The following is a 25,627-nucleotide window of genomic DNA, read 5'->3' on the forward strand; positions in this document are numbered from 1 at the left end:
TCCGCGCGTGGGCGGGGGCCGTCGCGCCCCCGCCCACGCTCTCGAAGAGAGTCCCCATGACTGTCACACCTCCGACGGTCGCCGCCGAGAACGCTCGGCGTCAGACCCGTCGATTCCGCTCCATCAAGGGCCGCGAGACGTGGGCCGGGCTCGGCATGATCGCCCCGGCGGCGATCCTGCTCGTGCTGTTCCTCGTCATCCCCGTGCTCCTCGCGTTCACTCTCTCGTTCACGAACGCGCGCCTGATCTCTCCGAACCCGCCCCGCTTCGTCGGACTCGACAACTTCGTGCGGGCCTTCACCGCCGATCCTGTCTTCCTGCAGTCGGCGTGGAACACGTTCGTGTTCGCCCTCGTCGTGGTGCCGGTGCAGGCCGGCCTCGGGCTGCTGCTCGCGGTGCTCGTGAACCGTCGCATGCGGGGAGTCACCGCGTTCCGCGTGATCTTCTTCATCCCCGTGGTGACCTCGATCGTCGTGGTGTCGATCCTGTGGAAGTTCATGTACCAGAAGGACGGGCTGATCAACTCGTTCATCGACACGATCACCTTCGGGGCGTGGTCCGGCGTCGACTGGCTCAACAACCCCGACACCGCGCTCGGGGCGATCATCGTGCTCTCCATCTGGCAGGCCGTCGGCTTCCACATGATCATCTGGCTCTCGGGGCTGCAGACGATCCCCGAGGAGCTCTACGAGGCCGCCAAGATGGACGGCGCATCGCCCTGGCGCCAGTTCACCAACGTGACCTGGCCGGGGCTCCGGCCCACCATGGTCTTCGTCCTCGTGACGATCACCATCGCCGCTCTCGGCCTGTTCGTGCAGGTCGACGTGATGACGCAGGGCGGCCCGATCAACTCCACCTCCACGATCGTGTTCCACGCCGTGCGCAAGGGCTACCAGCAGCAGGAGATCGGCTATGCCGCAGCGATCTCGCTGATCTTCTTCGTGGCGGTGCTGATCATCGCACTCGTCCAGCGCCGGCTCACGCGAGAGAAGGACTGACATGACCGTGACACGCACTCTGACGACGGCGGGCTCGTCGCCGGATGATCGTCGCCCCGAGCCGCTGCCGCGCAGCGAGGCGGCACGCAAGCGGCGCGGGACGGTGCTGCTCTACATCGCCCTGGCGCTGTTCGGCGTGATCTTCCTCTTCCCGCTGGTGTTCATGTTCGTCTCGAGCCTGAAGCCGGATGCGCAGATCCTCCAGGACATCGATTCGCCCGCGGCGTTCCTGCCGGTCGGGGACATCAGCCTCGACAACTACTTCGGCGTCTTCGACCGAGTTCCGGTGGCGCAGTTCCTCTTCAACTCGGTGCTGGTGACGGTGCTGACGGTCGGGCTCGGACTCGTCGTCAATTCCATGGCGGGCTTCGCGCTGTCCCGCCTCGAGTGGAAGGGGCGGTTCGTCGTGCTCGCGCTCGTGGTCGCCACCCTCATCGTGCCCTTCGAGACGATCGCGGTGCCGATGGTCTACTGGGTGGCGCAGCTTCCCACGCTCGTGATCGAGGGCGGCGTCCTCAAATACGACTTCGGATGGCTGAACACCTACGAGGTGCAGATCGTGCCGTTCATCGCGAACGCCTTCTCGATCTTCCTGTTCACGCAGTACTTCTCCACGATTCCGAAGTCGCTCGACGAGGCGGCGCGCATCGACGGCGCGAGCTGGTTCACGATCTACCGGCGGATCATCGTGCCCCTGTCGGGCCCGGCGTTCGCGACGGTCGCGATCCTCACCTTCCTTCCCGCGTGGAACCAGTACCTGTGGCCGCTCATGGTCGTCCAGAAGGAGGAGCTGCGGCCGGTGATGGTCGGCATGCAGTACTTCTTCCAGCTCAACACCGCGTGGGGAGAGGTGATGGCGTACACCTCGCTCATCACGATCCCGGTGCTGATCGTCTTCCTCGTCTTCCAGCGGGCGTTCGTGAGCAGCATCGCGGCGAGCGGGGTCAAGGGATGATCGATGAGGATGCCGCGGTGCCGCGCTTCGCGGTGGTGGGCGAGGCGCTCGTCGACATCGTCCACCGCGGCGGCGCACCCGATGTCGAGCTTCCGGGAGGGAGCTGCGCGAACGTCGCGCTCGCGCTCGGGCGGCTGGGCCGACACCCGATCCTGCTCACCGCGCTCGGTGCGGATGCGCGCGGCGAGCGCCTCCGCGGCTGGCTCGACGCGTCGGGGGTGACGGTGCACGCCGCGCCGCTGCCACGGACCTCGACCGCGACGGCTGTCCTCGGCGCGGACGGGTCGGCGACGTACGACTTCGACGTCGACTGGACGCTCGAGTCGGCGCCGCTGCGCGATTCGCTGTCGGCGGATGTCGTGCACGTGGGCTCGCTGTCGGCGCTCCTTGCGCCGGGCTCCGAGCACGTCGCCCGGCTCGCGAGCCGGTGCCGCGACGAGTCGCTCGTGAGCTACGACCTCAACATCCGTCCGGCGCTCCTGCCCGATCGTGCGGCCGCGACGGCACGCGTGGACGCGATGATCGCGTCGGCGGATGTCGTCAAGGCCAGTGACGAGGACGCCGCCTGGCTGGATCCGGATGCCGACCCGCTCGACATCGCGCGCGGCTGGCTGGAGCGCGGCGCAGCCCTGGCCGTGGTCACCCTCGGCGCCCAGGGCGTCATCGCCGTCTCCGACCGCGACGTGCTCGAGGTCCCCGCCGCGCAGACGGCCGTCGCCGACACGATCGGCGCCGGCGACACGTTCATGGCTGCGCTGCTGGACGGGCTGGCCGCGCTCGGATTCTTCGGAGCCGCTGCGCGGGAACCGCTGCGCGGCATCCCCGCCGGCGACCTCGAGGCGCTGCTGCGTCACGCCGCGGCGGCGGCCGCGGTGACGGTCTCCCGACCCGGAGCCGACCCGCCGTGGCGCGCCGAGCTCCCCGACTCACCACTCACCTCTCTCGTGCGCGATGCGCGCATCTGACCTCGAAGGACTCCCCGTGTTCGATCTCCCCGGTTCCTGGGTCTGGGACTTCTGGTTCGCCGACGACGGCGAGCAGTACCACCTCTTCTTCCTCTACGCGTCGCGCGCGCTCCACGATCCGGATGCCCGCCACTACCGCGCCTCCATCGGCCACGCCGTCTCCGACGATCTCGTCGAGTGGACCCAGGTCGCCGACGCGCTGGTGCGCAGCGACGCCCCCGCGTTCGACGATCTCGCCACCTGGACCGGCTCGATCGTGCGTCACCCCGACGGCACGTGGTTCCTCTTCTACACCGGCTCCACGCTCGCCCCCGACGGCAAGAACGTGCAGCGGGTGGGATACGCGACCTCCACCGACCTGCACACCTGGACCAAGTCGGAAGCCCCGGTGCTCGAAGCCGCGGCGCCCTGGTACGAGACCCTCGACAGCGGTGCATGGCACGACGAGGCGTTCCGCGACCCCTGGGTGTTCGCCGATCCCGATGGCGACGGCTGGCACATGCTCATCACGGCGCGCGCAGCGCGCGGGCCCGTCGACGGGCGTGGGGTCATCGGCCACGCCTGGTCGCCCGATCTGCGTCGCTGGGAGCTGCGGGAGCCGCTCAGCGCGCCGAGCGAGCGCGGATTCGGGCAGCTCGAGGTGGCGCAGGTGGAGATCGTGGACGGACGCCCGGTGCTGCTGTTCTCGTGCCTCGCCGAGCACGCGACGCCCACCCGCCGGGCCGCGCGCGGCGGCACGTGGGCGGTTCCCGCCGACGGGCTGCTCGGCCCCTACGACATCGAGGGGGCGTACCCCCTCACCGACGAGAGCCTCTACGTCGGACGCCTGATCCGTCGTCGCTCCGACGGCCGGTGGATGCTGTGCGCGTTCCGCAACGTCGGACCCGACGGGCGCTTCTCTGGCGGCATCACCGACCCCATGCCGGTGCGGTGGGCGGGGGACCGGCTGACCGTCTCGCTTCCCGACGCCGCCGGTGTCGGCGCCGACCGCTCGATCGGAGTCGCCGCCGGCTGACCCGGCCCACCCCAGGAAGGACGACGATGTCCCCTCTCCCTCTCCACCCCGCCCGCCGTCGTGGCGCGGCGCTGCTGATCACCGCACTCCTCGGCGTCGGCGCCGCGGGAGGCTCGGCCGCTGCGGCCGGTGCTCCCGCGCGCGCGGACGAGCCGTCGGACCAGTACCGGGCGCAGTACCACTTCACGGTGCCCGACCACTGGAAGAACGACCCGCAGCGGCCCGTCTACGTCGACGGGGAGTTCCGCTACTACTACCTGTACAACGCGGATTACAACGCCGACCCGAGCGCGAACTTCGGCACCGAGTGGCGGCTCGCGACGACGCGCGATGGCGTGGTCTTCGCCGACCAGGGGGTCGCGGCTCCGAAGAAGACCACTGCGAACTACGACCTGTGGTCGGGCTCGGCGGTCGTCGATCACGACGGCACCGCCGGGTTCGGCGCCGGTGCGGTGGTGATGCTCGTGACCCAGATGGATCACCCCACCCCGGCGCAGCAGGAGGACGCCTCCGGGCCGCAGGCGCAGTTCCTCTGGTACTCCATCGACGGCGGGCGCACCTTCCGCCCGCACGGCGAAGACCCGGTGATCCCCAACGGCGGGCGCGCGGATTTCCGCGATCCGAAGGTGGTGTGGGACGACGAGCGCGGACAGTGGGTGGCGCTCATCGCGGAGCGCGATCGTGTGAGCTTCTACACCTCGCCCGATCTGCGCACGTGGCAGCGGACGGGGGAGTGGGTCGACGACGGCATCGGCACGATCGAATGCCCCGACCTCTTCCGCATGCGCGCCGACGACGGGACGCTCACGTGGGTCATGGGCGTGAGCGCGAACGGGTATGCCACCGGCGAGCCGGCGACCTTCGCCTACTGGACGGGCGACTTCGACGGCGCGGTGTTCACCCCTCACGACGCGGCGCCCCAATGGCTCGACCACGGTTTCGACTGGTACGGCGCGGTGACGTGGGAGGACCCGGTCCAACCGCTCGATCAGCGGTACGCGATCGCGTGGATGAACAACTGGGACTACGCCCACCGCACGCCGACGTTCGCGTCGGACGGCTTCAACGGCACCGACTCGATCACCCGGTCGGTGCGGCTCGTGCGCAACGGCGACCGCCACAGCCTCGTCTCCCGGCCTGTCGACGCGCTGCAGGACATCGCGACACGCACCGTCGAGCTCGGCGACCTCGACGTCGACGGATTCCTCCCACTCGCGTACGAAGGGACGGCCTACCAGGTCGATGTCGACGTCGCCTGGGATGCCGCCACGAACGTCGGGCTCCAGCTGCGACGGTCCGCCGACGGTACGCGTCACGCCGACGTCGGCGTGACGGAGTCGTACTCGTATCTGAACCGCGGGCAGACCGGCCACCCCGCGGACACGTGGAAGCGCGAGAGCCGCGCGGCCTTCGACGCGTCGGGCGGAACGGTGCACCTGCGCATCCTCGTCGACCGCTCCACGATCGAGGTCTTCGTCGACGACGGACTCGTGGTGCACTCGAGCCAGGTGTTCGCGCCGCCGGGCGACGACGGTCTGGCGCTGTACACGGTCGACGGACCGGCCCGCTTCGAGGATCTGACGATCACCGAGTTCGCGAGCGTGGCGCAGCGGCCCGCGCGTCCGATCGCCGGGTTCGAGGGCGACTGGTGGGGCGAGGGCTGGACGGCCACCGGCGACTTCACGTCGGCGGCGCCGACGCCCTCCGATCTGCCCGGGCAGGTGGGCGATCAGGTCGCCGACACGTTCGCGGGCGGCGGGGATGCCGCGACGGGGACGATCACCTCGCCGCCGTTCGTGATCGACCGCGACGCGCTCCACTTCCTCCTCGGCGGCGGCCGGCACCCGCTCGGGGTGGAGCCGGCGACGTCGGTGCAGCTCCTCATCGACGGTGTACCCGTGCGGACCGCGACGGGCGATGACTCAGGGCGCCTGCGGCACGTGGAGTGGGACGTGCGCGACCTCGCGGGCCGGAGCGCGCAGTTCCAGATTCTCGACGATGCGACGGGCGATTGGGGGCACCTGATGGTCGACCACGTCGTCCTCTCCGACTGACGTGACTCTGTCAACCCCCCGCCGTCCGACGGGTGCGCGGGCGCGGGCTGTGGCACCATGACGCCATGGCCCAGCCCCACGTCGAAGATGACAGCGCCGACAGCCCCGGCCCGGTGACCGCACGCCCCGACCCCGACGCGAGGCGGCTGCCCGCGCTCATCGCGGGAGTCGCCGCCGCCGTCCTGTTCGTGGCGCTGAGGTTCGTCGTCGCCCTCGACGGCGGCGCGCCGTTGCCGATCGACGCCTGGTGGGCGTCGACGATGCAGGACCTGCAATCGCCGGTCTGGCTCTTCGTGGCGTGGGTGCCGGCGATCGTCGGGGGCACCATCGGGATGATCGTGATCGGCGTGGTGATCATCGCGGTCTTCCTCATCCGGAAGCGACGATGGGATGCCGCCAATGTCGCCGCTGCCATGGTCGTGGTCGTCGCCATCGGCGCTCCGCTGGCGTCGGTGATCGGTCGGCAGCGGCCGGACTGGTCGCTGGCCGAGAGCGTGCCGACGTCGTTCCCGTCGGGCCATACGGCGGTGGCGACGACGGTCACTCTCACGCTCGCCCTCCTGCTGCGGCGCTGGTACGTGTGGGCTGGAGCGGTCACCTGGATCGTGCTCATGATGTGGAGTCGCACGTACCTCGGGGCGCACTGGTTGAGCGATGTGTTCGCGGGGATGCTGGAGGGCATCGCCGTCTCGATGCTCGTGTGGGTGGCGATCGAGGCGCTGCGCGACCGCCGCGCGCTGCGACGAGAGGCACAACTCTGAGGTTTGCGCAAGACCCCCTCCCGCGGAGGCGACGGGTCGATAGTCTCGCGCCATGAGCACAGCCAAATCCGCCGCCCGCACCGCCCAGGACTCGACCGCCTTCCGGGTGGTGGCCCGCGTCGGCTACGTCGTTCTCGGCATCCTCCACATCATCATCGGGGCGATCGCGGTCTCCATCGCCATCGGCGGAGGAGGCGGTGAGGCTGATCAGGGCGGTGCCATGGAGCAGATCCGGCAGACGCCGCTGGGTGTGGCGCTCCTGTGGGCCATCGTCCTGGGTCTGGTGGCACTCGCCATCTGGCAGATCGCCGAGGCCGTGCTCGAACGGGACTCCGATGCGAAGAAGAAGTGGGGCCATCGCATCAAGATGGTCGGCACCGCGATCGTGTACCTCGCGATCGCCTGGACGGCCCTCGTGTACGCGCTCGGCGGCAGCTCCGACTCCTCGGAGACCTCGCAGACCTTCACCGCGCAGCTGATGGCCACCCCCGGCGGAGTGTTCCTCGTCGCGCTGGTCGGGCTCGTCGTGCTCGGCATCGGCATCGCGTTCATCGTGCGCGGTCTCACCCGTGCGTTCGAGAAGTACCTCGCACTGCCGCCCGAGCCGGCGCGGAAGGGCATCGTCACCTTCGGCGTCGTCGGCTACGTCGCCAAGGGCATCGCGATCGGCGTCGCGGGCATCCTGTTCGTCGTGGCCGCGCTCACGCACAACCCGGAGCAGGCCGGCGGTCTGGATGCCGCGCTGCACACGCTCGCGGGCCTGCCGTTCGGGCCGGTCATCCTCTGGATCGTCGGCGCCGGCCTCGTGATCTACGGCATCTTCTGCTTCGCGCGCGCCCGCTACGCCAAGATGTGACGCAGCGCGCCCGCGGGCAGGCCGAGGGTCCATTCGGCGACGTCGGAGGCGAAGAGGTCGAGGGCGACCTGGTCGGCTGCGGGATCGTTGACGTACGAGCCTGAGCCGTCGACCGCGATGAGGATGCGGATCGCCGCCGCCTCGGCATCCACCTCGGCGAACGCGCCCGCGGCGATGCCGTCCTCGATGATCGCGGCGAGCCGCTCGCGGTCGAGCGCATCCTGCTCGCGCAGCGCATCGCCGAGCGCGGGCGAGAAGCGCGAGAGGTGGCGCGCGTTCAGCCACATGCGGGCGAGGGCGAGCGACGCGCCGCTCTGGATGTGGCCGAGGAAGTGCGCGAGGCGCTGCACAGGCGCACCCTGGGAGGGGAAGAAGTCTTCGCGCTCGCGGGTCGCGGCCCGCACGAAGGCGGCGATGACCAGGTCTTCGGCCGCGGGGAAGTAGTGCGTGATGAGTCCGGGGCGCACCCCGAGCCGCTCGGCGACCGCGCGGAGGGTGATGCGCTCCAGGCCCTCGTCGAGGGCGATGGATGCCGCAGCGTCGAGGATCTCCTCCCGACGCTCCTCGGGCTTCTTGCGAGATCGCTGCGGATCGACCCTTGACACCATGCCGGACATGTTATTGGATGTGTGACCAATAAGGAATTGGTCACGCGACCAACAAGCATCCCGATCCGGAGGACCCATGATCGACACACGCGCCGACGAGGCCCCGCCCGTCGACCCCGGCTTCGTCGACACGGCGACCCGGCCCGAGACCCGCGGTATCGAGCTCATCTCCGACGCCGAGCGACACGGGCGCCCGCGCGACCTCTTCTTCATCTGGGCGGCGCCGGGGGTCAGCATCCTGAACCTCACGATCGGCGCCACGCTCATCCTGCTCGGCCTCGAGATCTGGCAGGCCGCCGCCGTGATCCTCGCGGCGTCGGTGCTGTGGATCTTCCCCGGCCTCATCGCCGCGGCCGGTCCGGCGGCCGGCACCTCGGGCTCGGTGATCACCCGCGCCATGTACGGCATCGTCGGCAACAAGCTCTTCGTCGCCTTCGTGGGCTGGTTCATCGGGGCGGTGTTCCTGTCGCTCACGTGGCTGGCGTCGTCGTTCATGGGCGCCGATCTGCTTCGGCGGATGGGAATGGATGCCGGGGTGTGGGTGCCCATCGGCGTGACCCTGGTCATCTCCGCGATCACCGTGGTCGTCGCGGTGTTCGGACACGGGTTGATCCTGCGGGTGTACCCGCTGCTCGCCGGGGCGCTGTTCGTGATCTTCCTGCTGGTCGCGGCGTTCATCCTGCCCTCGGTGGACTGGCAGTACCGGGCGGCCGAGCCGCTCGAGGGCGTGGCGCTGTGGTCTGCCGTGACGATCGGGTTCACGATCCTGGCATCCAGCCCGCTGTCGTTCATCAACAGCCCCGACATCGCCCGGTACCTGCCGCGCAGTGCGAAGCGCTCGCACATCGCGGCGGCGACGGCGCTCGGCGGGGCGGTCCCCGCGGTGGTCTTCACGTTCGTCGGCGCGCTGCTGGCCACGGCGCTGACGCCGGATGCGATCGCCGCGGGAATCGAGCTCGCGCTTCTCGACCTGCTGCCCGCGTGGCTCGGGCCGGTGCTCGTGCTCGGCGTCGTGATCAACACCATCGCCCTGAACGCGATGACGGCCTACACCTCGAGCATGTCGCTCCAGGCGATCGGGCTGCCGCTGCGGCGCATCCCGGCGACGATCATCGTGGGCGTCGTCGGAACGGCGCTCACCATCTACCTCGTGATGTCGACCAGCCTGCTCGACGCGGTGAACCTCATGCTGCAGTTCCTCGTGGTCGTCTCGGGTCCGGCGATCGTGATCTTCGCCGTCGACCAGTTCCGCCGGCGCAACGACTACGACGGTCTCGACCTGTTCGACGACCGCCGCGGCGGACGCTTCTGGTTCACCGGCGGGTGGAGCGTGCCCGGCATCGCCGCCCTGCTGCTCGGCGGCAGCGCCACCGCGCTGTGCCTGGCGACCGAGGCGTGGGCGGGACCCATCGCCGAGGCGACGGGGTACATCGACCTGTCGGTTCCGGTGGGCATGATCGTCGCGGGGCTCGCCTACGCCGGGCTCAAGCGCACCGCACTCGGGAAGGAGACCCGCGCATGACCGACCTGTACACGCACGCACGCATCTTCACCGCCGACAGGCGCCGCTGGGCGGACGCCCTCGTCGTCGCGGACGGCCTCATCGTCTACGTGGGCGACGAGACCACGGCGCGTCGCATCGCGGGCGCCGATGCGCGGGAGGTCGCGCTCGACGGCGCTCTGGTGCTCCCGGGATTCGTCGACGGTCACGCGCACGTCGTCGGCACCGGCGAGGCCGCACAGCAGGTCGACCTGTGGGGCGCCGATTCGCCGGGCGAGATCCAGCGCCGGATCGGCGCGGCCGCCGCGCTGCAGCCCGACGCGCCGCGGATCCGCGCGCACGGCTGGCAGCACGGCGCCGTCGGCGGCGCGCCCACGCGTGAGCTGCTCGACGCGGTCGTCGGCGACCGGCCCGTCTACGCGATGGCGTACGACTTCCACTCGATCTGGCTCAACAGCGCCGCCCTCGCCGAGCTCGGCGTCGACGCCGACACCGTCGCGCCCGCGGGCGGGACGATCCATCGGGATGCCGCGGGGCAGCCGACGGGCGTGATCGACGAGGTCGCGATGGAGGACCTCGTACTGTCGGTCATCGACGGCTGGGTCACCGACGACGACCGCGACGCGGCGCTCGCCGCCGCGCAGCGCGGCTACCGCGAGACCGGCGTCACCGCGGCGACCGACATGGCGCTGAGCGCGCCGGAGCTCGACGCGATGGCGCGGGCCGAGGCCGCCGGCACCCTCACGACCCGCATCGTCGGGCACTGGCGGCTGTTCCCCGCCGTCGACGCGGCGGCGAATCTCGCCAATGTCGCGCACGCCGCGGAGCTGGCCCGTCGCCATCGCTCGGACCGCCTGCGCGTGACCGGCATCAAGGTCATGGTCGACGGCACGGTCGACGGCTGCACCGCGGTGCTCGGCCGTCCGTACGCGAATGGGTCCAATGCCGAGCCGATCTGGAGCCTCGATGAGCTGGCGCCGGTGGTGACCGCAGCCGATGCGGCCGGGCTCCAGGTCGCGATGCACGCGATCGGCGACGAGGCCGTGCGCATCGCCATCGGCGCGGTCGAGGCGGCGATCGCCGCGAACGGCCCCCGCGAGCGACGTCACCGCATCGAGCATCTCGAGGTGGTCGAGCGGGCGGACATCGATCGCCTCGCCGCCCTCGGCATCACGGCGAGCATGCAGCCGGTGCACTCCGATCCGGCGATCGAGGCCAACTGGAAGGCCATGCTCGGAGACGAGCGCGCCGAGCGCGGCTGGCCGTTCCCCGAGATGGTGGATGCCGGGGCCACGCTGGTCTTCGGCACCGATTCGCCCACCTCGCCGCACGCGCCGCTGCCGAACATGTTCATCGCCGCGACGCGCCGGTCGGCCCTGCAGCCGGCGCTGCCGCCGAACGTGCCGCAGTTCGCGGTGCCGCTGGAGGACGCCGTCGAGCACGCCACGCGCGACGCCGCCTGGGCGTGCCGCGCCGACGGCCGCTTCGGGCGCCTCGCTGCCGGTCTCGCCGCCGACTTCATCGTGCTCGATCGCGACATCTTCGCCGTGCCGCGCGACGAACTGCTCGAGGCGCGCGTGGTGCGCACCGTCGTCGGGGGCGAGACCGTCTACGAGGGCTGATCGTCTGCGGCGGTGATCCCCAGCGCATCCAGCAGATACGCGATGTGGGCGGTCATGTCGAGCGACGGGTCGTAGGACCACTGCGCCTGGAGGCCTTCCATGGCGGCGATGAGCAGCGTTGCAGCCCGCTCGGCATCGAGGGATGCCGGAACGCGCCCGTGTGCGCGCAGCTCGGTCAGGGCATCCGCGGAGATCTCGCGCGACGCCTCATACCGCTGTGCGAAGAAGACGTGCGCCGGATGGGCGGGCTCGGAGGCGTCCACGCTGAGCCGCAGGCCGAGCTGCAGGAGGCCCGGGGCCTGCGCCAGCGCGTCGGTCGCGTCGAGCACGCGCCGGCGGTAGTCCGATGCGATCCGGTGCGGGTCGGTTCCGATCTGGACGGTCAGCTGCTGGTCGCGGTGGCGGAGGATCTCGAGGAACAGCCGGTCCTTCGAGCCGAAGTAGTGCAGAAGTCCGTTCTGGCTGAGGCCGACGGCGTCGGCGAGCTCCTTGACGGTCGCGTTCGAGTAGCCGTTGCGCTCGATGACCTCCACCGCGGTGTCGAGGATCTCGGCGCGTTTGGCGACGCCCTTCTTGTACGGACCGCGTGCTGCCATAACCGGGAGTGTAGGCGGGATTCGCGTCGAGGGCGATGAAACCAGTGCGGTATGAGGTTTTGTTGCGGACTGTGAATGCCGCATGGCATGCTGATTTCAGCCGACCGGGGCGCTCGCCACAACAACGCCGTTGATCCGTGTCGGGCATCACCGTCGATGGGAGCTCGCATGAGCACAACCGAAACCCCCCGGCCCGGGGTCGCAGCGAAGGGCGAGGTGGTCGTCGATCCGGCTGAGCCGGGCACGTCCACGGTCCTGATCAAGGGGCTGCGCTCGCGCCGCTATCTCACCTGGTTCACGATCGTCACGATCGCCTCCACGGCGATCTGGGGCGCCACCTCGATTCTGCTCGCCAATCAGGTGCAGATGCTCGAGTTCGGCAACTGGTTCAGCGGGGCCGATGCCGACGTGGACCTGCAGCAGCTGACGCTGCTGAAGCAGCAGATCGACTCGGGCCTGGCGACGGCGACGCCCGAGCAGACGCGGCAGCTCGAGATCCTCGCCGGCTTCGACTCGGCACGCGCCCAGTCGCTGTCGGTCATCGCGTCGGTCGGTGTCGTGCTGACGATGCTCATCCAGCCCCTCGTGGGCGTCGCATCCGATCGCACGCGCACGCGCTGGGGTCGGCGCGCGCCCTGGATCCTCTTCGGCACGCTCGCGGGCGCGGCGCTGCTGGTCGCCGTGCGCTTCGCGCCCTCGGTCGCCATCCTCGCGGTCGTCTGGATGCTGGCGCAGGCCGTCATCAACTCGGGGATCGGCCCGCTCAACGCCACCGTGGCAGACCGCATGCCGGAGAATCGACGCGGCACGGCGTCGGCTCTCGGCGGGTTCGGCAACTTCTTCGGGGGTGTCGTCGGCGGCGTGTCGGCCGGCGCACTGTTCGCCGTGCTCGGGCTCGACATCTACTTCGTGATCGCCGCGTTCCTCGCCTTCGCGGGGGTGATGTTCGTGATCTTCGCCCGCGACGACTCCTCGAAGGACCTCGCCGTCGAGCCGTTCCATTGGCGCTCGTTCCTCGTCGGCTTCACGATCGCGCTGCGCTCCCGCAACTTCCGGTGGGTGTGGGTCGCGCGCATCCTCCTCACCTTCGGCTACGCCGTCTCGACGGCGCTGTCGCTGTACATGATGCAGAGCTACGTGCGCCCCGCGCTCAGCGCGATCGAGGCCACGCAGATGGCGGCCCTGCTCGCCCTCGTGGGGGTGCCCTTCCTGATCACCGCGGTGCTGGTGGCGGGCAAGCTCTCCGACAAGCTCCAGCAGCGCCGCTCGTTCGTGATCTTCTCGTCGCTGCTCATGGCGCTGTCCATGACGATCCCGATCATCTCGCCGACCCTGCCCGCCCTCTTCATCCAGGCGGTCGTCGCCGGCATCGCCTTCGGCACCTACCTCCCGGTCGACCAGGCCCTGTTCATCGATGTCCTCCCGGACCAGAAGGCGGCCGGCCGCGACCTCGGCGTGGCCGCGATGGGCAGCAACCTCGGACAGGCCCTCGGGCCGGTCATCGCCGGCGCGATCGTGGCGATCACCGGGGGCTACCTCGGTGTGTGGGTCGCCGCCTTCGTGCTCGTGCTGCTGGCAGGCATCCTCATCTTCCCTCTGAAGGGCATCAAGTGACCTCCGACCTGTCTACGACCACGCTCGTCGAGCGCTTCGCCGGCGCCTCGCCGCTCGCGGAGCATCCCGACCTCGGCGCACCGTTCATCGACGTCGACGAATGGCGGGAGCTGCCCGCGCCGCACCGCTACGTGCACGGCGGATTCGTCGGAAGCGGCATCCTGTTCTCCTTCCATTTCCCGCCGGCAGACGCCTACGAGGGGCGGTTCTTCCAATACATCACACCGGTACCTGAGAGCGAGAGGACGAGCCAGGCGGTCACCGGTGAGGACGACCGCATCGGGTCGACCCTCGCCGCCGGGGCGTACTTCATCGAGACCAACGGGGGCGGGGCGGCGGCGGCCGATCCCTTCTCGGGCGTGGATCCGACCATCGGCGCGTTCCGTGCCAACGCCGCGACGGCGATCTTCTCGCGCCAGATCGCGGAGGCGATCTACGGCGCGGGTCGCCCGTTCGGCTACTCGTTCGGCGGCAGCGGCGGCGCCTACCGCACGATCGGCGGACTCGAGAACACGGAGGGCGTGTGGGACGGCGCGGTGCCCTTCGTGCTCGGCTCTCCCATGGCCATCCCGAACTGCTTCACCCCTCGCATCCATGCCCTCCGTGTGATCGGCGACAGCCTCGACGATGTCGTGGATGCGATGGATGCCGGTGGCAGCGGCGACCCGTATGCGACGCTCTCCGCAGAGCAGGCCGAAGCGCTGCGGGAGGTGACCGGCATGGGCTTCCCGCTGCGCTCGTGGTACGGACACCGCTCGATGGGGATGCACGCGCTCGCCGTGCTCTATCCGGGCGTGCGGGCCATGGATCCGACGTACTTCGACGACTTCTGGACGGTGCCGGGCTACCTCGGTGCCGATGCGGCCTCCTCGGTGCACCGCGACCGCGTCGTGCTCGACACAGCGATCGCGGAGCTGCTCACCGTCGCCGACCTCGTGGCGGCGGGCGTCGACATCATGACGCTCCCCGGTGCCTCGACCGGCAATGCCGATGATTCCTGGCAGGGCCGCGACACCGCCGCCGTGGTGGGCGTGCGCCTGGCCGCGGAACCCGATCGCGACCCGGCCTTCGCCGAGCTCGTCGTCGCCACAGGGGGTGCCGCGGGCGCGCGGATCGTGCTGCTGCAGACCATCGGGGATGTCGCGGTGTTCGGCCCCGCCGACCCGCGCGTGCTCGGCGGCCTTGCCGCGGGCGATGCCGTCACGCTCGACAACTCCGGCTTCCTCGCAATCCAGACCTATCACCGTCACCAGGTGCCGGGGCCCGAGTACACGGTGTGGGACCAGTTCCGCGACGAATCGGGTGCGCCCCGGTACCCGCAGCGGCCGCTGCTCGTGGGGCCGGTCTTCGCGGCTGGGGCTGCGGGCACGGTGCCGACGGGCCGGTTCCACGGCAAGATGATCCTCGTCGAGTCGCTCATGGATAGGGAGGCCTACCCGTGGCAGGCCGACTGGTATCGCCGCGAGGCCGCGGCGTTCCACGGCGACGCCCTCGGCGACCGATTCCGGCTGTGGATGACCGACCGGGCGCTCCACTCCGACACGGACGTGCGCGATCACCCCGACCAGACGATCAACTACGGCGGCATGCTGCAGCAGGCCCTTCGCGACCTCGCGGCGTGGGTCGAGCGCGGCGTCGAGCCCCCGGCGCACTCGGCTTACCAGATCGAGGGCGGTCAGGTGAGCGTGTCGGGTGTCGCCTCCGAGCGCGGCGGCATCCAGCCCACCGTGACTCTGACGGCCGACGGTGCGGGTCGCGTCGAGGTGGGCGTGCGGGAAGACGTCGTGCTGCGCGCCGAAGCCGAGACTCCAGGATCGGGTGAGGTCGTCAGCTTCGAATGGGACCTCGACGCCGACGGCCGCTACGACACGATGTCGCCCGTTGCTCCCGCCCGGTCGGCGTTCGAGGAGCGCACCGTCTCGTTCGCCGAACCAGGCACCCATTTCGTCACGGTTCGGGTGGTTGCGCAGCGTGCGGTCGCCCAGGGCACGCCCTACGCGCGTCTCTACAATCTGGCGCGCGTGCGGGTCGTCGTCGCGTAGCACCGTCGAGCGTCGACCGGCGGTACCGCCCTGGGCGGTGCCGCCGGTCGGTGCCGCTCAGCGCCCGAAGCCCTTCGCGTCGGACATCGGGCCCCAGATGCCGTCGGCCGTGAGACCGTGCGCGGCCTGCCAGTTCTTCACCTTCGCCGTGGTGTCGGGTCCGTAGGCGCCGTCGGGCGTCGCGCCGACCAGGCGCTGGATGTCGGCGGTCGGCCGCTTCGTGATGTTGCGGCCGACGGGGCCGGCGGCGGGCTTGGCGGCCGGCTTCGCAGCGGGCTTGGCGACGGGCTTCGCGGCGGCCTTGGCTGCGGCCTTCGGGAATCCCTTCGCATCGGAGACCGGGCCCCAGATGCCGTCGGCGGTCAGCCCGTTCGCGGCCTGCCACGCCTTCACCTTCGCGGTCGTCGCCGGTCCGTAGATGCCGTCGGGCGTCGCGCCCACGAGGCGCTGGATGTCAGCCGTGGGGCGTGTGACCTGATTGCTCGCGCTCAGTCGCGCGGCCAGCGCGGCATCCAATCGGGCGTTCGTCTGCGGGCCCGGGATGCCGTCGACGGCGAGGTTGTTCTTCTTCTGGAACTCCTTCACCGCGGCGGCGGTCTTCGGCCCCATCACGCCGTCCTCGACCAGGTCGGCGCCGAGCTTGTTGAGCTTGTCCTGGATGGACCTGATCCACGCGGGGCTGAGAACGGGTCCGGCTGCTGCCGCGCTGCCGGCGTCGACCGCTCCGCCGACGACCCGGCGCTTGTCGAAATGCGCCCACACGCTCGCCTCGCCCGGACGCCCCTGGATCTCCAGGTGGAGGTGCGGTCCGGTGCTGTGGCCGGTCGTACCGACGTACGCGAAGCGATCGCCCGCCTTGACCACGCGACCCTTGCCCGGACCGTTGAGGTTGACGAGGTGGCAGTAGAGCACGGCGGGGCCGCCGTCGTACTGCACGATCTTCGCGTTGCCGGCGCGCGAGTTGAGCCAGCCCGAGAACGTGATGACTCCGCGCGCGGAGGCGCGGATGGCGGTGCCGGCGGCGTACGGGAAGTCGACGCCGGAGTGGTTGCGGTATGTCGTCCAACGGGCGAACGGCCGAGGCAGTGCCATGATCCTTGTCCTGTCGTGAGAGGGGCGGAAGCCCGGATTCTTGACGGGGAAGAGGGTCCGGCGGCGGGCGCTGATACGGCGCCGGCAGGGACGGAGGCGATGGATGCCGGCGCTCAGGCCGGCGCGATCTCCAGCGCGATCACCACCGGCTCCTGCCCCGGCGCGGTCACCGTCACGGTCGCGGCGCCGGACGAGACCGGCCGCACGACCGCGAGGGCCCGGCCGTCGAAGGTGCGCCAGGTCGCGTCGGCGAAGCGCTCCTCGGTCCGCGGGTTCGCGCTGCACATGCCGGCGAGCACCGCGAAGCCGTCCACGGTCACGGTGACGTCCGTGTCGGCATCCATCACCAGTCGCGCCTCCGCGTCGCGCAGCTCGATCGCGACGTAGGTGAGGTCGGCGTCGTCGGCGACGAGGGCGGTACGGTCGGCGGTCGCGGTGAGCGCCGCGGCGCCGGCGGTGGCGAGCGAGGTGCGACCGGCCTCAACCCCGTCGCGCAGCGCCACGGCGACGAGGGTCCCGGGGCGGTACTCGGTCTCGAGCACGGCGAGCATCGGGCGCTCGACGCCCACCGGTCCGCGCGCGACCTCGACCCCGTCGCGCAGCAGCACGACCTCGTCGGCGGCGGCGTACACCTCCACGGTCACCGGGTGTCCTTCGAAACCCGTCCAGGTCCACGACGAGACGGAATCGCTCCAGGCCCACGGGGACGGGCTGATGACCTCGGCCCCGTGTCGCGCCGCCCGGCGCACCGCGATGTACGGCTCCGAGCGCAGCCCGAACACGATCTCCCGGTAGTACGACAGGGGGCGGCGCCACCCCGTGATGTCGAGGTCGCCGCACCAGGCCGTGAGGAAGGGGTACTCGCGCTCGAGCGCGCCGGAGGCCCCGGGGTCGTCGGCGTACTGGACGGACCCGATGCCGACCTCGCCCAGGTAGTCCCAGCCGGTCCAGGTGAAATCTCCGATGACGTTGGGGCTGTCGACGACCTGGGGCCAGAGGCGTCCGATCTCCGGGCCGAACGTCTCGGACCCCACGATCACGCGGTGCGGGAACGCCTCCGCGTCGGGGGCGTACCGCGATTCGGCGTAGTTCAGGCCGAGCACGTCGAGCACGGCGCTGGACTCCTCGATCCGCGTCGTCGCCGCCGCGCTGGCGCTGACCGCGGCGAACGGGCCCCCGGCCCCGAGCACGGCGTTCAGGCCCCCGAGCTCCTCGACCACCTGCGGCATGTCGTCGAGCACGGCGAGCAGCGCGTTCACGCCGTTCGTGACGGGGCGTGCCGGATCGAGGGCGCGCAGGTGCTCGGCGAGGCGCCGGGCCCACCGGGCACCGTGGGGCGTGCCGGTCTCGGCGATCTCGTTGCCGATCGAGTACAGGATCACGCTCGGGTGGTTGCGGTCCTTCGCGACCATCGCGGCGAGGTCGTCCTGCCACCACCGCTCGAAGTCCGCCGCGTAGTCGTAGGGCGTCTTGAAGCGCGTCCACATGTCGAAGGCCTCGTCCATGACGAGCATGCCCAGCCGGTCGCACGCGTCGAGCATCGCGGAGCTGACCGGGTTGTGCGCCGCGCGGATGGCGTTGAAGCCGGCCGCCTTGAGCAGCTCGATGCGCCGCTCCTCGGCGCGACCGATCGCGGCCGCGCCCAGGGGTCCGTTGTCGTGGTGGATGCAGGCTCCGCGCAGCAGCACCGGCTCTCCGTTGATGCGCAGGCCCTTGCGCGGGTCGACGGTGACCGTGCGGATCCCGAACGGCACGTCCAGGGGAGTGGATGCCGTTCCCGCCGCCCCGGAGTCGGCATCCACGCGCACCTGCGCCGTGTACAGCGACGGCTCGTCGACCGACCAGAGCTGCGGGTCGGCGATGTACAGCCGCTGGCGCACGACGCCCTGCTCGCCCGGGGCGAGGGTGATCGGCGTGCGATCGGCTTCGGCGAGGGAGCCATCGGGTGCCGTGACGTCGGTGCGCACCCGCACCGTGTGCGTGCGGGCGTCGGCGTTGGCGAGGGTGGTGGCGATCTCGATGACGGCCTGGTCGTCTTCGATGCGCACGGTGTCGATGCGCACGCCGTCGGGCACGATGTGCACGAGGTCGTCGACGTGCAGGGCGACCGGGCGGTGGAGCCCCGCGCCCGAGTACCAGCGCGAGTCCTCGCCCGAGCGCACCTCGATGCGCAGCGTGTTGGCGCTGCCGAAGAGCAGGTAGGGCGTCAGGTCGACGAAGAACCGGGCATAGCCGTCGGCGCGCGTGCCGGCCAGCTCGTCGTTCACGAACACCTGCGCGCGGCGGAAGGCGCCGCCGATCTCGAGCCGCACGAGCTGGCCCGCCCACTCCGTCGGCACGTCGAGGCTCTTCAGGTACGTGTACGCGCCCGGGGGGAAGAACGCCGTCGCACCCCGGCCCGGCACGTCGGGCCGGCGCTGCTCGTCGCGCAGCGCGTCGTGGGGCAGATGCGCCGTGCCGAGCGCGCCGCTCTCGCCCGAGAAGGCGGCGAAGGGCCCGGCGGGGCGGCGGTAGGTCCAGTCGCGGTTGAGCGGGATGACGGTCATCGGTGGAGGCCTTTCTCGGGGGCGTGCTCGGTGACGAGATCCAGGAAGCGCTCGAGCACGTCGACCACGTCGATGCCCGCCGGGTCGATCACGCTGTGCAGCTGCGCGCCCTCCCACAGGGCGAAGAATGCGCTGGCTGCGAAGTCGGGGGTGAGGCCGGCGCGCAGCATCCCGGCCGCGTCGAGTTCGGCGAACCACTGCGCGAAGCCGGCGCGCACGCGGGGGAGGCGCTCACGGAAATAGTCGCCGAGGGGATGCTGCGGCGTCACCGACTCGGCGGCCAGGAGACTGTAGAGCTGCAGCACGCCGGGGGTGGACGCGTTGCGGCGGGCCAGCGCCAGGAACGCCTCCGGCACGTCTGCGATCGTCGCCGGCCGGGCCTCGGCCAGCACGTCGTCGTCGCGGCGGTCGCGCTCCTCCATGACGGCCCGCAGCAGCGCCTGCTTGGTGGGGAAGTGGTGGAGGATGCTCGACTGGTCGATTCCGATGCGGCCGGCGATCTCGCGCAGCGACCCGCCCGCGTAGCCGCGCGCGGCGAAGACGTCCATCGCGGCATCCAGGATCGCCTGCCGGGTCGTCGCCGACTTCCGATAGGGGCCGCGGCGCCGGGCCGTCGGGGGCGCGGCGACCTCGTTCCGCGAATTTCCATCACTCATTGGAAATTAAGGATGCCACGGCGTCGACGACGAACGCCAGGTTTCTTAGAATCTATGCATGCGCGCAGATACGTATGCAGACCGCCTGGGGCCCGACAGCGAGTTCGTCGATGTCGCGGTCGAGGTCTTCCGGCTCCTCGCCGACGCGACGCGCATCCGCATCGTGCTCGCCCTGCGGGACGGCGAGCGGGCGGTGAACGATCTCGCGGCCCTCGTCGACCGCTCGCCGGCCGCCGTCTCGCAGCACCTGGCGAAGCTGCGCTGGGGCAAGATCGTGCGCATCCGCAAGGACGCCAACCGCGTGCTCTACCGGCTCTCCGACGAGCACGCGATCCGGCTCGTCGTCGAGGCGATCAAGCAGGCCGAGCACACCGTCGAAGAGACCCCGGGGCACCACGTGTGATCGAGGTCCTCCGCCACCGCACCTACCGGTCGCTGTTCGCCGCGCAGGTGATCGCCCTCGTGGGCACGGGGCTGCTCACGGTCGCGCTCGGACTTCTCGCGTTCGATCTGGCCGGGGCCGACGCCGGTCTGGTGCTGGGCACGGCGCTGACCATCAAGATGGTCGCGTACGTGGGCGCGGCCCCGCTGGTCGCCGCTCTCGTCGACCGGCTCCCGCGGAAGGCGGTGCTCGTGGGCGCCGACCTCGTGCGCCTGATCGCCGCGCTGATGCTGCCGTTCGTGACCGAGACGTGGCAGATCTACACGCTCGTGTTCGTGCTCCAGTGCGCCTCGGCCATGTTCACGCCGGCGTTCCAGTCCCTCATCCCGTCCGTGCTTCCGGAGGCGCGCGACTACACGCGCGCGCTCGCGTTGTCGCGTCTCGCATATGACCTCGAGGCGCTGCTGAGCCCGGTGCTCGCCGCCGCGCTGCTGCTGGTGCTCGCCCCCACGAATCTCTTCCTGGGCACGGCCCTCGGCTTCGCCGTCTCGGCGATCCTGGTGCTGGTCACCGCGCTCCCGGCGCGGGATGCCGCTGCGGCGCCGTCGTCGTTCTGGCGGCGACTCCCCGCCGGGGTGCGGGTGTTCCTCCGCACGCCGAGCCTGTGGTTCCTCATGTGCGCAAACCTCGTGGTCGCTGCCGGCGCGGCCCTCGTGCTGGTGGACTCCGTCGTGTATGTCAAGGCGGCGCTCGCCCTCGGCGACGCCGCGCTCGCACTCACCTTCGGCGCGTACGGCGCAGGCTCGCTGCTGGTCGCGTTCGCCATCCCCCGGGTTGTCGATCGCGTCGGCGTGCGGGCGACGATGACGGCCGGCATCGTCGTCGTGACCGTCGGCCTGCTCGCGGCGGTCGCCGTGAGCGTCGCGATCGGGGTGGGTGCGATGGCGTGGGGGCTGCTGCTGGCGGCGTGGGCGGCGCTCGGGGCGGGCACGTCGCTCGTCAGCACGCCTTCAGCGCATCTGGTGGCCGACGCGTCGACGCCGGAGAACCGGACCCTCGTGTTCACGGCCCAGTTCGCCCTTTCGCACGCCTGCTTCCTCGTCGCCTATCCGATCGCGGGATGGCTGGGGGCGGTGAGCCTGCCGCTGGCGGCCGCAGTGCTCTGCGGGGTGGCGATCGTCGGCGGCGCCTTCGCCTTGTCGATCCCGCGCTGGCAGCGAGCCGTCGTTCCACAGGAGTGAACACGGGTCGACTTCCATTCGCGGGATCCGCGCGGGTGCGGCATCCTGACGTGCGAGGTCCTCGCGGCCACGCTGTCGGCGTGCAGCGCCTCGGTCAGTTGATCGCTGACGCGAGCCGGGCGACGCCGTCGAAGAACGTGCGGCGCACCGGCTCGCGGTCCCACTCCTCGAGCGTGAGTTCGCGGCCCTTGTCGCGATAGTCCTGCTCGACCGCGCGCATCTGCCGGACGAACGACGCGCCGTGCACGAGCATCATCATCTCGCTGTTGAGGCTGAACGAGCGGATGTCCATGTTGCTGGAGCCGATCACGGCGATCTCGTCGTCGATCGAGAAGTGCTTCGCGTGCAGGATGAAAGGTTCCGGATAGAGGAAGATCCGCACGCCGGCCTCCAGCAGCACCCGGTAGTACGAGCGCTGCGCGTGGTAGACCATCGCCTGGTCGCCGAGCTCCGAGACGAACAGCTGCACGTCGAGGCCGCGCTGGCAGGCGGTGGTGATCGCGTAGATCATCGCCTCGTCGGGCACGAAGTAGGGGCTCGTGAGGATGACCTTCTCGGTGGCCCCGTGGATGAGCGAGAGGAACAGCCGCAGGTTGTTCTCGGTGTCGTAGCCGGGTCCGCTCGGCACGAGCTGGCAGGTCACCGCGTCGGGCCCCGCGACCACCGGGATGCGGGATGCCGGCACGTGCTCGGCATCCAGTTCCTCGGCCGTCTCCAGCAGCCAGTCCGAGAGGAACACCGCGTTCACCTGGGCGACGGCGGGGCCGTTCACCCTGGCGACGAGCTCCTGCCACTTCAGGCCGCGCTTGATGTTCTTGGGTGCGTTGTAGGAGCGGTCGATGAGGTTCTGCGACCCCACGAACGCGACCGCGCCGTCGACGACGACGAGCTTGCGGTGGTTGCGCAGGTCGGGGCGCTGATACTTGCCCTTCAGGGGCATGACGGGGAGCATGAACTCCCACTGCACGCCGATGCGGTCGAGCTCGGCGAAGGTCTTGTCGGCGTCGGCGACCTTGCGCGAGGCGATGTGGTCGGCGAGGAGGCGCACCGTGACGCCGCGCGCGACGGCGGCTTCCATGGCCGCGAAGAAGCGGCGGGTCGTGTCGTCCCAGGCCACGATGTAGTACTCGACGTGCACGTAGTCGGTCGCGGTGTCGATCGCGGCGGCGGCGGCGTCGATCGAGGCCTGGTAGTCGTCGATGAGGGCGAGGGCGTTGCCGTCGACCGGGGGCAGGGCGGTGAGGCGCTCGTTCTGCGTCGTCACGCGCTGGAACCACGCCGGCCAGTGCGCCGGGTCGGAGGTGGATGCCTCGGCCGCCCGCTCGCGGATGACGGCGTTGATGCGCGCCTGCTCGTCGCGACGCTTCTTCGGCAGGCGGAAGCTGCCGATGAGCAGGAACAGCGCGATCCCCACGAACGGCAGCGCGAAGATCAGCAGCAGCCATGCCATGGCCGCGGTGGGCTTGCGGTCGCGGGGGATCACGATGAGGGCGATGACGTCGATCGCGACGACGACGGCGGCCGTCACGAGCCACCACGGGTTGGAGAAGAGCTGATCCACGCGGGCTCCCATCGGGCGAGGCGACCCATGGCCGCGGCGCCACACTATCGGCAGTCGAGGGTCGACAGCCACGAAGGGACTTCGGTATTCAGTGTTGCTATCTACTGGTACTCATGCTTACTATGTACCGGTAGTCAGTGATGTTGAGTAGGTATCGCGGAGGGAGCGCCGATGGGCAAGCAGGACACGGAGATGCTCAAGGGGGTCCTCGAGGGCATCGTGCTCGCCGTGCTCGCGCGGCGCCCCGCGTACGGATACGAGATCACCGCGTGGCTGCGCGAGCGGGGCTTCCGCGACATCGCCGAGGGCACGATCTACGCGCTGCTCGTGCGCATCGAGCAGCGCGGGCTCGTCGACGTCGAGAAGGTGCCCTCCGAGAAGGGGCCGCCGCGCAAGGTCTACACCCTCAATGCCCAGGGCGAGCAGTCGCTGGGCGAGTTCTGGAGGACGTGGAGCTTCCTCGCAGATCGACTGGAAGAGCTCCGCCGAGGAGAGGATTGACATGGCAGCGAAGTGGATCGAGGTCCTGACGGGATCCCTCGAGCAGAAGAAGCAGTACCGGCAGTACAAGTCCCGCATCGAGGCGCTCCCCGACCCGCATCGCACGGCAGCGAAGGCGTTCGAACGATACTTCATGTACAACGGCGGCATCGTCGACGGCGACCCCGTCGTGATGCTGACGATGCTGAACGATTTCGCCGACCTGTGGGAGCGCGCGGCCGCGGACGAGACGGCGGTCCGCGACATCGTCGGCGACGATCCCGTGGAGTTCGCCGAGGCGTTCGCCGCCGCATACACGGGAAAGCGCTGGATCGACAAGGAGCGCCAGCGGCTCACCAAGACGATCGACGACCTCGACGGGGGTGCGCCGTCATGAGCGCCGTCGCGACGATCGCGCCCGCGATCCGCGTGGCGGGCATCGAGAAGTCCTTCGCAGACCTCCGGGTGCTGCGCGGCGTCGACGTCGAGGTCGCTCCCGGCACCGTGTTCGCCCTGCTGGGGTCGAACGGCGCCGGGAAGACCACGCTCGTGCGGATCCTCTCGACGCTGCTGACGGCCGACGCGGGCAGTGCGGAGGTCGCCGGGTTCGACGTGGCGCGGGAGGGGGCCCGCGTGCGCGAGGCGATCAGCCTCACCGGGCAGTTCGCCGCCGTCGACGACGTGCTGACGGGGCGTGAGAACCTCGCGCTCATCGCGAGGCTGCGCCATCAGAAGGATGCCGGGCGGATCGCCGACGCGCTGCTGTCCCGCTTCGGGCTCGCCGATGCGGGATCACGGCGGGTGGCGACGTACTCGGGGGGCATGCGCCGCCGCCTGGACATCGCGATGAGCCTCATCGGCGATCCGGCGGTGGTGTTCCTCGACGAGCCGACGACCGGACTCGATCCGCAGGCGCGCCTCGAGGTCTGGGAGTCGGTGCGCCGGCTCGCGGCCGGCGGCACCACGGTGATGCTGACCACGCAGTACCTCGAGGAGGCCGAACAGCTCGCCGATCGCATCGCGATCCTGCACGAGGGCACGATCATCGCGCAGGGCACGCTCGCCGAGCTCAAGAAGCTGCTGCCGCCCGCGAAGGTCGAGTACGTGGAGAAGCAGCCGAGTCTGGAGGACGTCTTCTTCGCCATCACCGGGCGGCATGACGCCGCCGCCCCCGGTCAGGAGGTCGCCTCATGAGCGTTCACGTCGTCGGCGACACCGCCGTGCTCACGGGCCGTTCGCTGCGCCACATCACCCGCAGCGCCGACACCATCATCACCACGGCGGTGACGCCGATCGCCCTCATGCTGCTGTTCGTGTTCGTCTTCGGCGGTGCGATCGACACCGGGCCGGCCTCGGGCGCGTACATCGACTATCTGCTCCCCGGCATCCTGCTGATCACGATCGCCTCGGGCGTCGCGTACACGTCGTACCGGCTGTTCCTCGACCTGCAGGGCGGGATCTTCGAACGGTTCCAGTCCATGCCGATCGCGCGCTCCAGCGTGCTGTGGGCGCACGTGCTCACCTCGCTCGTGGCCAACCTCGTGTCGCTGGCGCTCGTGATCGCCGTCGCGTTCCTCATGGGTTTCCGCACCGGGGCGGACCCGGCTGCGTGGCTGGCCGTGACCGGCATCCTCGTGCTGTTCACCCTCGCGCTGACCTGGCTCGCGGTGATCGCGGGGCTGTCGGCGAAGTCGGTCGACGGTGCGAGCGCGTTCTCCTATCCGCTCATCTTCCTGCCGTTCATCAGCTCCGCGTTCGTGCCGACCGCGTCGATGCCGGGGCCGGTGCGCGTGTTCGCGGAGTACCAGCCGGTCACCTCGATCGTGAACGCCATCCGCGACCTGTTCGCGCAGGAGCCGGTCTCGGCCGATCTGTGGATCGCGCTCGCGTGGTGCGTCGGCATCCTCGTCGTCGCGTACGCGATCGCGATGGCGATCTATCGTCGCCGGTTCCGGTGAGGCGCTGCGTCAGCTGATCCGCGCGGGGTGCGATGGGCGAACACGCGGGTGAGGCGTGCGCGACGGGTGGAGAGGAACTCGCGCACTTCGCTGCGATGATCCCAGTCGTCGAGGCTACGCCGGG

At 70.5% G+C, this 25,627-nt stretch carries 23 protein-coding genes; 17 read left to right on the plus strand and 6 right to left on the minus strand.

The annotated features are described in order from the left end of the window. The first annotated feature begins 56 nt into the window (after window positions 1–56). The 7 genes from HQM25_RS02355 (at window position 57) to HQM25_RS02385 (ending at window position 7,604) form a co-directional block, all read left to right on the plus strand. Entirely contained in the window at window positions 57–998 is a 942-nt protein-coding gene (locus HQM25_RS02355; RefSeq protein ID WP_254359509.1) for a carbohydrate ABC transporter permease, read from the plus strand. Window position 999: 1 nt separating this feature from the next. After that, the gene (locus HQM25_RS02360; protein WP_172988764.1) at window positions 1,000–1,953 is read left to right on the plus strand and encodes a carbohydrate ABC transporter permease; all 954 of its coding nucleotides are present in this window, start codon (window positions 1,000–1,002) and stop codon (window positions 1,951–1,953) included. Next, window positions 1,950–2,918: a PfkB family carbohydrate kinase gene (locus HQM25_RS02365; protein WP_172988765.1), complete on the plus strand. Its 969-nt coding sequence runs from the start codon at window positions 1,950–1,952 to the stop codon at window positions 2,916–2,918. The genes HQM25_RS02360 and HQM25_RS02365 overlap by 4 nt, the downstream gene beginning before the upstream one ends. Before the next feature lie 16 nt (window positions 2,919–2,934). Continuing rightward, entirely contained in the window at window positions 2,935–3,933 is a 999-nt protein-coding gene (locus tag HQM25_RS02370) for a family 43 glycosylhydrolase (RefSeq protein ID WP_172988767.1), read from the plus strand. Window positions 3,934–3,959: 26 nt separating this feature from the next. Then, the gene (locus HQM25_RS02375) at window positions 3,960–5,987 is read left to right on the plus strand and encodes a glycoside hydrolase family 32 protein (protein WP_172988768.1); all 2,028 of its coding nucleotides are present in this window, start codon (window positions 3,960–3,962) and stop codon (window positions 5,985–5,987) included. A gap of 65 nt (window positions 5,988–6,052) precedes the next feature. Further along, window positions 6,053–6,748: a phosphatase PAP2 family protein gene (locus tag HQM25_RS02380; protein ID WP_172988770.1), complete on the plus strand. Its 696-nt coding sequence runs from the start codon at window positions 6,053–6,055 to the stop codon at window positions 6,746–6,748. A 52-nt stretch (window positions 6,749–6,800) separates the two neighbouring features. After that, window positions 6,801–7,604: a DUF1206 domain-containing protein gene (locus HQM25_RS02385; RefSeq protein WP_172988771.1), complete on the plus strand. Its 804-nt coding sequence runs from the start codon at window positions 6,801–6,803 to the stop codon at window positions 7,602–7,604. On the opposite strand, the gene HQM25_RS02390 is transcribed toward HQM25_RS02385, so the two are convergent. Further along, the gene (locus HQM25_RS02390) at window positions 7,589–8,212 is read right to left on the minus strand and encodes a TetR/AcrR family transcriptional regulator (protein WP_172988772.1); all 624 of its coding nucleotides are present in this window, start codon (window positions 8,210–8,212) and stop codon (window positions 7,589–7,591) included. The two genes, HQM25_RS02385 and HQM25_RS02390, sit on opposite strands and share 16 nt — an antisense overlap. A 76-nt stretch (window positions 8,213–8,288) precedes the next feature. On the opposite strand from HQM25_RS02390, the gene HQM25_RS02395 reads away from it, so the two are divergent. Together HQM25_RS02395 and HQM25_RS02400 are read left to right on the plus strand one after the other, a co-directional pair. Next, entirely contained in the window at window positions 8,289–9,734 is a 1,446-nt protein-coding gene (locus tag HQM25_RS02395) for a purine-cytosine permease family protein (RefSeq protein WP_172988773.1), read from the plus strand. Next, window positions 9,731–11,335 carry an amidohydrolase gene (locus tag HQM25_RS02400; RefSeq protein ID WP_172988775.1) on the plus strand — a complete coding sequence of 535 codons (1,605 nt, stop codon included), beginning with the start codon at window positions 9,731–9,733 and terminating at the stop codon, window positions 11,333–11,335. Before HQM25_RS02395 ends, HQM25_RS02400 begins: the two co-directional genes overlap by 4 nt. Here HQM25_RS02400 and HQM25_RS02405 read toward each other — a convergent pair. Next, window positions 11,323–11,931 (minus strand): TetR/AcrR family transcriptional regulator, encoded by a 609-nt coding sequence (locus HQM25_RS02405; protein WP_172988776.1) that lies wholly within the window; start codon window positions 11,929–11,931, stop codon window positions 11,323–11,325. The genes HQM25_RS02400 and HQM25_RS02405 overlap by 13 nt on opposite strands. 168 nt (window positions 11,932–12,099) lie before the next feature. Between HQM25_RS02405 and HQM25_RS02410 the strand changes: the two genes are divergently transcribed. Next, window positions 12,100–13,545 carry an MFS transporter gene (locus tag HQM25_RS02410; RefSeq protein ID WP_172988777.1) on the plus strand — a complete coding sequence of 482 codons (1,446 nt, stop codon included), beginning with the start codon at window positions 12,100–12,102 and terminating at the stop codon, window positions 13,543–13,545. Further along, complete coding sequence (locus HQM25_RS02415) at window positions 13,542–15,587, plus strand: hypothetical protein (protein WP_217275185.1); 2,046 nt, start codon at window positions 13,542–13,544, stop codon at window positions 15,585–15,587. The genes HQM25_RS02410 and HQM25_RS02415 overlap by 4 nt, the downstream gene beginning before the upstream one ends. A 57-nt stretch (window positions 15,588–15,644) precedes the next feature. Here the strand turns inward: HQM25_RS02415 and HQM25_RS17930 are convergent, their stop codons facing one another. The 3 genes from HQM25_RS17930 to HQM25_RS02430 form a co-directional block, all read right to left on the minus strand. Beyond that, the gene (locus tag HQM25_RS17930; protein WP_172988779.1) at window positions 15,645–16,679 is read right to left on the minus strand and encodes a peptidoglycan-binding protein; all 1,035 of its coding nucleotides are present in this window, start codon (window positions 16,677–16,679) and stop codon (window positions 15,645–15,647) included. Between the two features lie 113 nt (window positions 16,680–16,792). Beyond that, window positions 16,793–19,225, minus strand: coding sequence for a glycoside hydrolase family 2 TIM barrel-domain containing protein (locus HQM25_RS02425; protein ID WP_172988780.1), 2,433 nt, complete (start codon window positions 19,223–19,225; stop codon window positions 16,793–16,795). Continuing rightward, window positions 19,222–19,881 carry a TetR/AcrR family transcriptional regulator gene (locus HQM25_RS02430; RefSeq protein WP_172988782.1) on the minus strand — a complete coding sequence of 220 codons (660 nt, stop codon included), beginning with the start codon at window positions 19,879–19,881 and terminating at the stop codon, window positions 19,222–19,224. Before HQM25_RS02430 ends, HQM25_RS02425 begins: the two co-directional genes overlap by 4 nt. A 58-nt stretch (window positions 19,882–19,939) precedes the next feature. Here HQM25_RS02430 and HQM25_RS02435 point away from each other — a divergent pair, with 58 nt between their 5' ends. Beyond that, window positions 19,940–20,284, plus strand: a complete 345-nt coding sequence (locus HQM25_RS02435; RefSeq protein WP_172988784.1) for an ArsR/SmtB family transcription factor — start codon at window positions 19,940–19,942, stop codon at window positions 20,282–20,284. Beyond that, a complete protein-coding gene (locus tag HQM25_RS02440; protein WP_172988786.1) occupies window positions 20,281–21,504 on the plus strand; it encodes an MFS transporter in 1,224 nt (407 codons plus the stop codon). The genes HQM25_RS02435 and HQM25_RS02440 overlap by 4 nt, the downstream gene beginning before the upstream one ends. Window positions 21,505–21,598: 94 nt before the next feature. Here the strand turns inward: HQM25_RS02440 and cls are convergent, their stop codons facing one another. Continuing rightward, window positions 21,599–23,065, minus strand: coding sequence for a cardiolipin synthase (cls, locus tag HQM25_RS02445; RefSeq protein WP_254359510.1), 1,467 nt, complete (start codon window positions 23,063–23,065; stop codon window positions 21,599–21,601). Between the two features lie 171 nt (window positions 23,066–23,236). On the opposite strand from cls, the gene HQM25_RS02450 reads away from it, so the two are divergent. The 4 genes from HQM25_RS02450 to HQM25_RS02465 are packed head-to-tail and all read left to right on the plus strand — an operon-like array spanning window position 23,237 to window position 25,503. Next, window positions 23,237–23,566 carry a PadR family transcriptional regulator gene (locus HQM25_RS02450; protein WP_172988789.1) on the plus strand — a complete coding sequence of 110 codons (330 nt, stop codon included), beginning with the start codon at window positions 23,237–23,239 and terminating at the stop codon, window positions 23,564–23,566. A gap of 1 nt (window position 23,567) precedes the next feature. Then, window positions 23,568–23,942, plus strand: a complete 375-nt coding sequence (locus HQM25_RS02455; RefSeq protein ID WP_172988790.1) for a DUF1048 domain-containing protein — start codon at window positions 23,568–23,570, stop codon at window positions 23,940–23,942. Continuing rightward, window positions 23,939–24,739: an ABC transporter ATP-binding protein gene (locus tag HQM25_RS02460; protein WP_172988791.1), complete on the plus strand. Its 801-nt coding sequence runs from the start codon at window positions 23,939–23,941 to the stop codon at window positions 24,737–24,739. Before HQM25_RS02455 ends, HQM25_RS02460 begins: the two co-directional genes overlap by 4 nt. Beyond that, complete coding sequence (locus HQM25_RS02465; protein ID WP_172988793.1) at window positions 24,736–25,503, plus strand: ABC transporter permease; 768 nt, start codon at window positions 24,736–24,738, stop codon at window positions 25,501–25,503. Before HQM25_RS02460 ends, HQM25_RS02465 begins: the two co-directional genes overlap by 4 nt. Window positions 25,504–25,627: the final 124 nt, after the last annotated feature.

The sequence above is a fragment of the Microbacterium hominis genome, from assembly GCF_013282805.1.
In the GTDB taxonomy this organism is placed as follows: domain Bacteria; phylum Actinomycetota; class Actinomycetes; order Actinomycetales; family Microbacteriaceae; genus Microbacterium; species Microbacterium hominis_B.

Coding starts and splice junctions, on each gene's coding strand:
- HQM25_RS02355 (WP_254359509.1), top strand. CDS start 57: ATGACTGTCACACCTCCGACGGTCGCCGCCGAGAACGCTCGGCGTCAG.
- HQM25_RS02360 (WP_172988764.1), top strand. CDS start 1,000: ATGACCGTGACACGCACTCTGACGACGGCGGGCTCGTCGCCGGATGAT.
- HQM25_RS02365 (WP_172988765.1), top strand. CDS start 1,950: ATGATCGATGAGGATGCCGCGGTGCCGCGCTTCGCGGTGGTGGGCGAG.
- HQM25_RS02375 (WP_172988768.1), top strand. CDS start 3,960: ATGTCCCCTCTCCCTCTCCACCCCGCCCGCCGTCGTGGCGCGGCGCTG.
- HQM25_RS02380 (WP_172988770.1), top strand. CDS start 6,053: ATGGCCCAGCCCCACGTCGAAGATGACAGCGCCGACAGCCCCGGCCCG.
- HQM25_RS02385 (WP_172988771.1), top strand. CDS start 6,801: ATGAGCACAGCCAAATCCGCCGCCCGCACCGCCCAGGACTCGACCGCC.
- HQM25_RS02390 (WP_172988772.1), bottom strand. CDS start 8,212: ATGGTGTCAAGGGTCGATCCGCAGCGATCTCGCAAGAAGCCCGAGGAG.
- HQM25_RS02395 (WP_172988773.1), top strand. CDS start 8,289: ATGATCGACACACGCGCCGACGAGGCCCCGCCCGTCGACCCCGGCTTC.
- HQM25_RS02400 (WP_172988775.1), top strand. CDS start 9,731: ATGACCGACCTGTACACGCACGCACGCATCTTCACCGCCGACAGGCGC.
- HQM25_RS02405 (WP_172988776.1), bottom strand. CDS start 11,931: ATGGCAGCACGCGGTCCGTACAAGAAGGGCGTCGCCAAACGCGCCGAG.
- HQM25_RS02410 (WP_172988777.1), top strand. CDS start 12,100: ATGAGCACAACCGAAACCCCCCGGCCCGGGGTCGCAGCGAAGGGCGAG.
- HQM25_RS17930 (WP_172988779.1), bottom strand. CDS start 16,679: ATGGCACTGCCTCGGCCGTTCGCCCGTTGGACGACATACCGCAACCAC.
- HQM25_RS02425 (WP_172988780.1), bottom strand. CDS start 19,225: ATGACCGTCATCCCGCTCAACCGCGACTGGACCTACCGCCGCCCCGCC.
- HQM25_RS02430 (WP_172988782.1), bottom strand. CDS start 19,881: ATGAGTGATGGAAATTCGCGGAACGAGGTCGCCGCGCCCCCGACGGCC.
- HQM25_RS02435 (WP_172988784.1), top strand. CDS start 19,940: ATGCGCGCAGATACGTATGCAGACCGCCTGGGGCCCGACAGCGAGTTC.
- HQM25_RS02450 (WP_172988789.1), top strand. CDS start 23,237: ATGGGCAAGCAGGACACGGAGATGCTCAAGGGGGTCCTCGAGGGCATC.
- HQM25_RS02455 (WP_172988790.1), top strand. CDS start 23,568: ATGGCAGCGAAGTGGATCGAGGTCCTGACGGGATCCCTCGAGCAGAAG.
- HQM25_RS02460 (WP_172988791.1), top strand. CDS start 23,939: ATGAGCGCCGTCGCGACGATCGCGCCCGCGATCCGCGTGGCGGGCATC.
- HQM25_RS02465 (WP_172988793.1), top strand. CDS start 24,736: ATGAGCGTTCACGTCGTCGGCGACACCGCCGTGCTCACGGGCCGTTCG.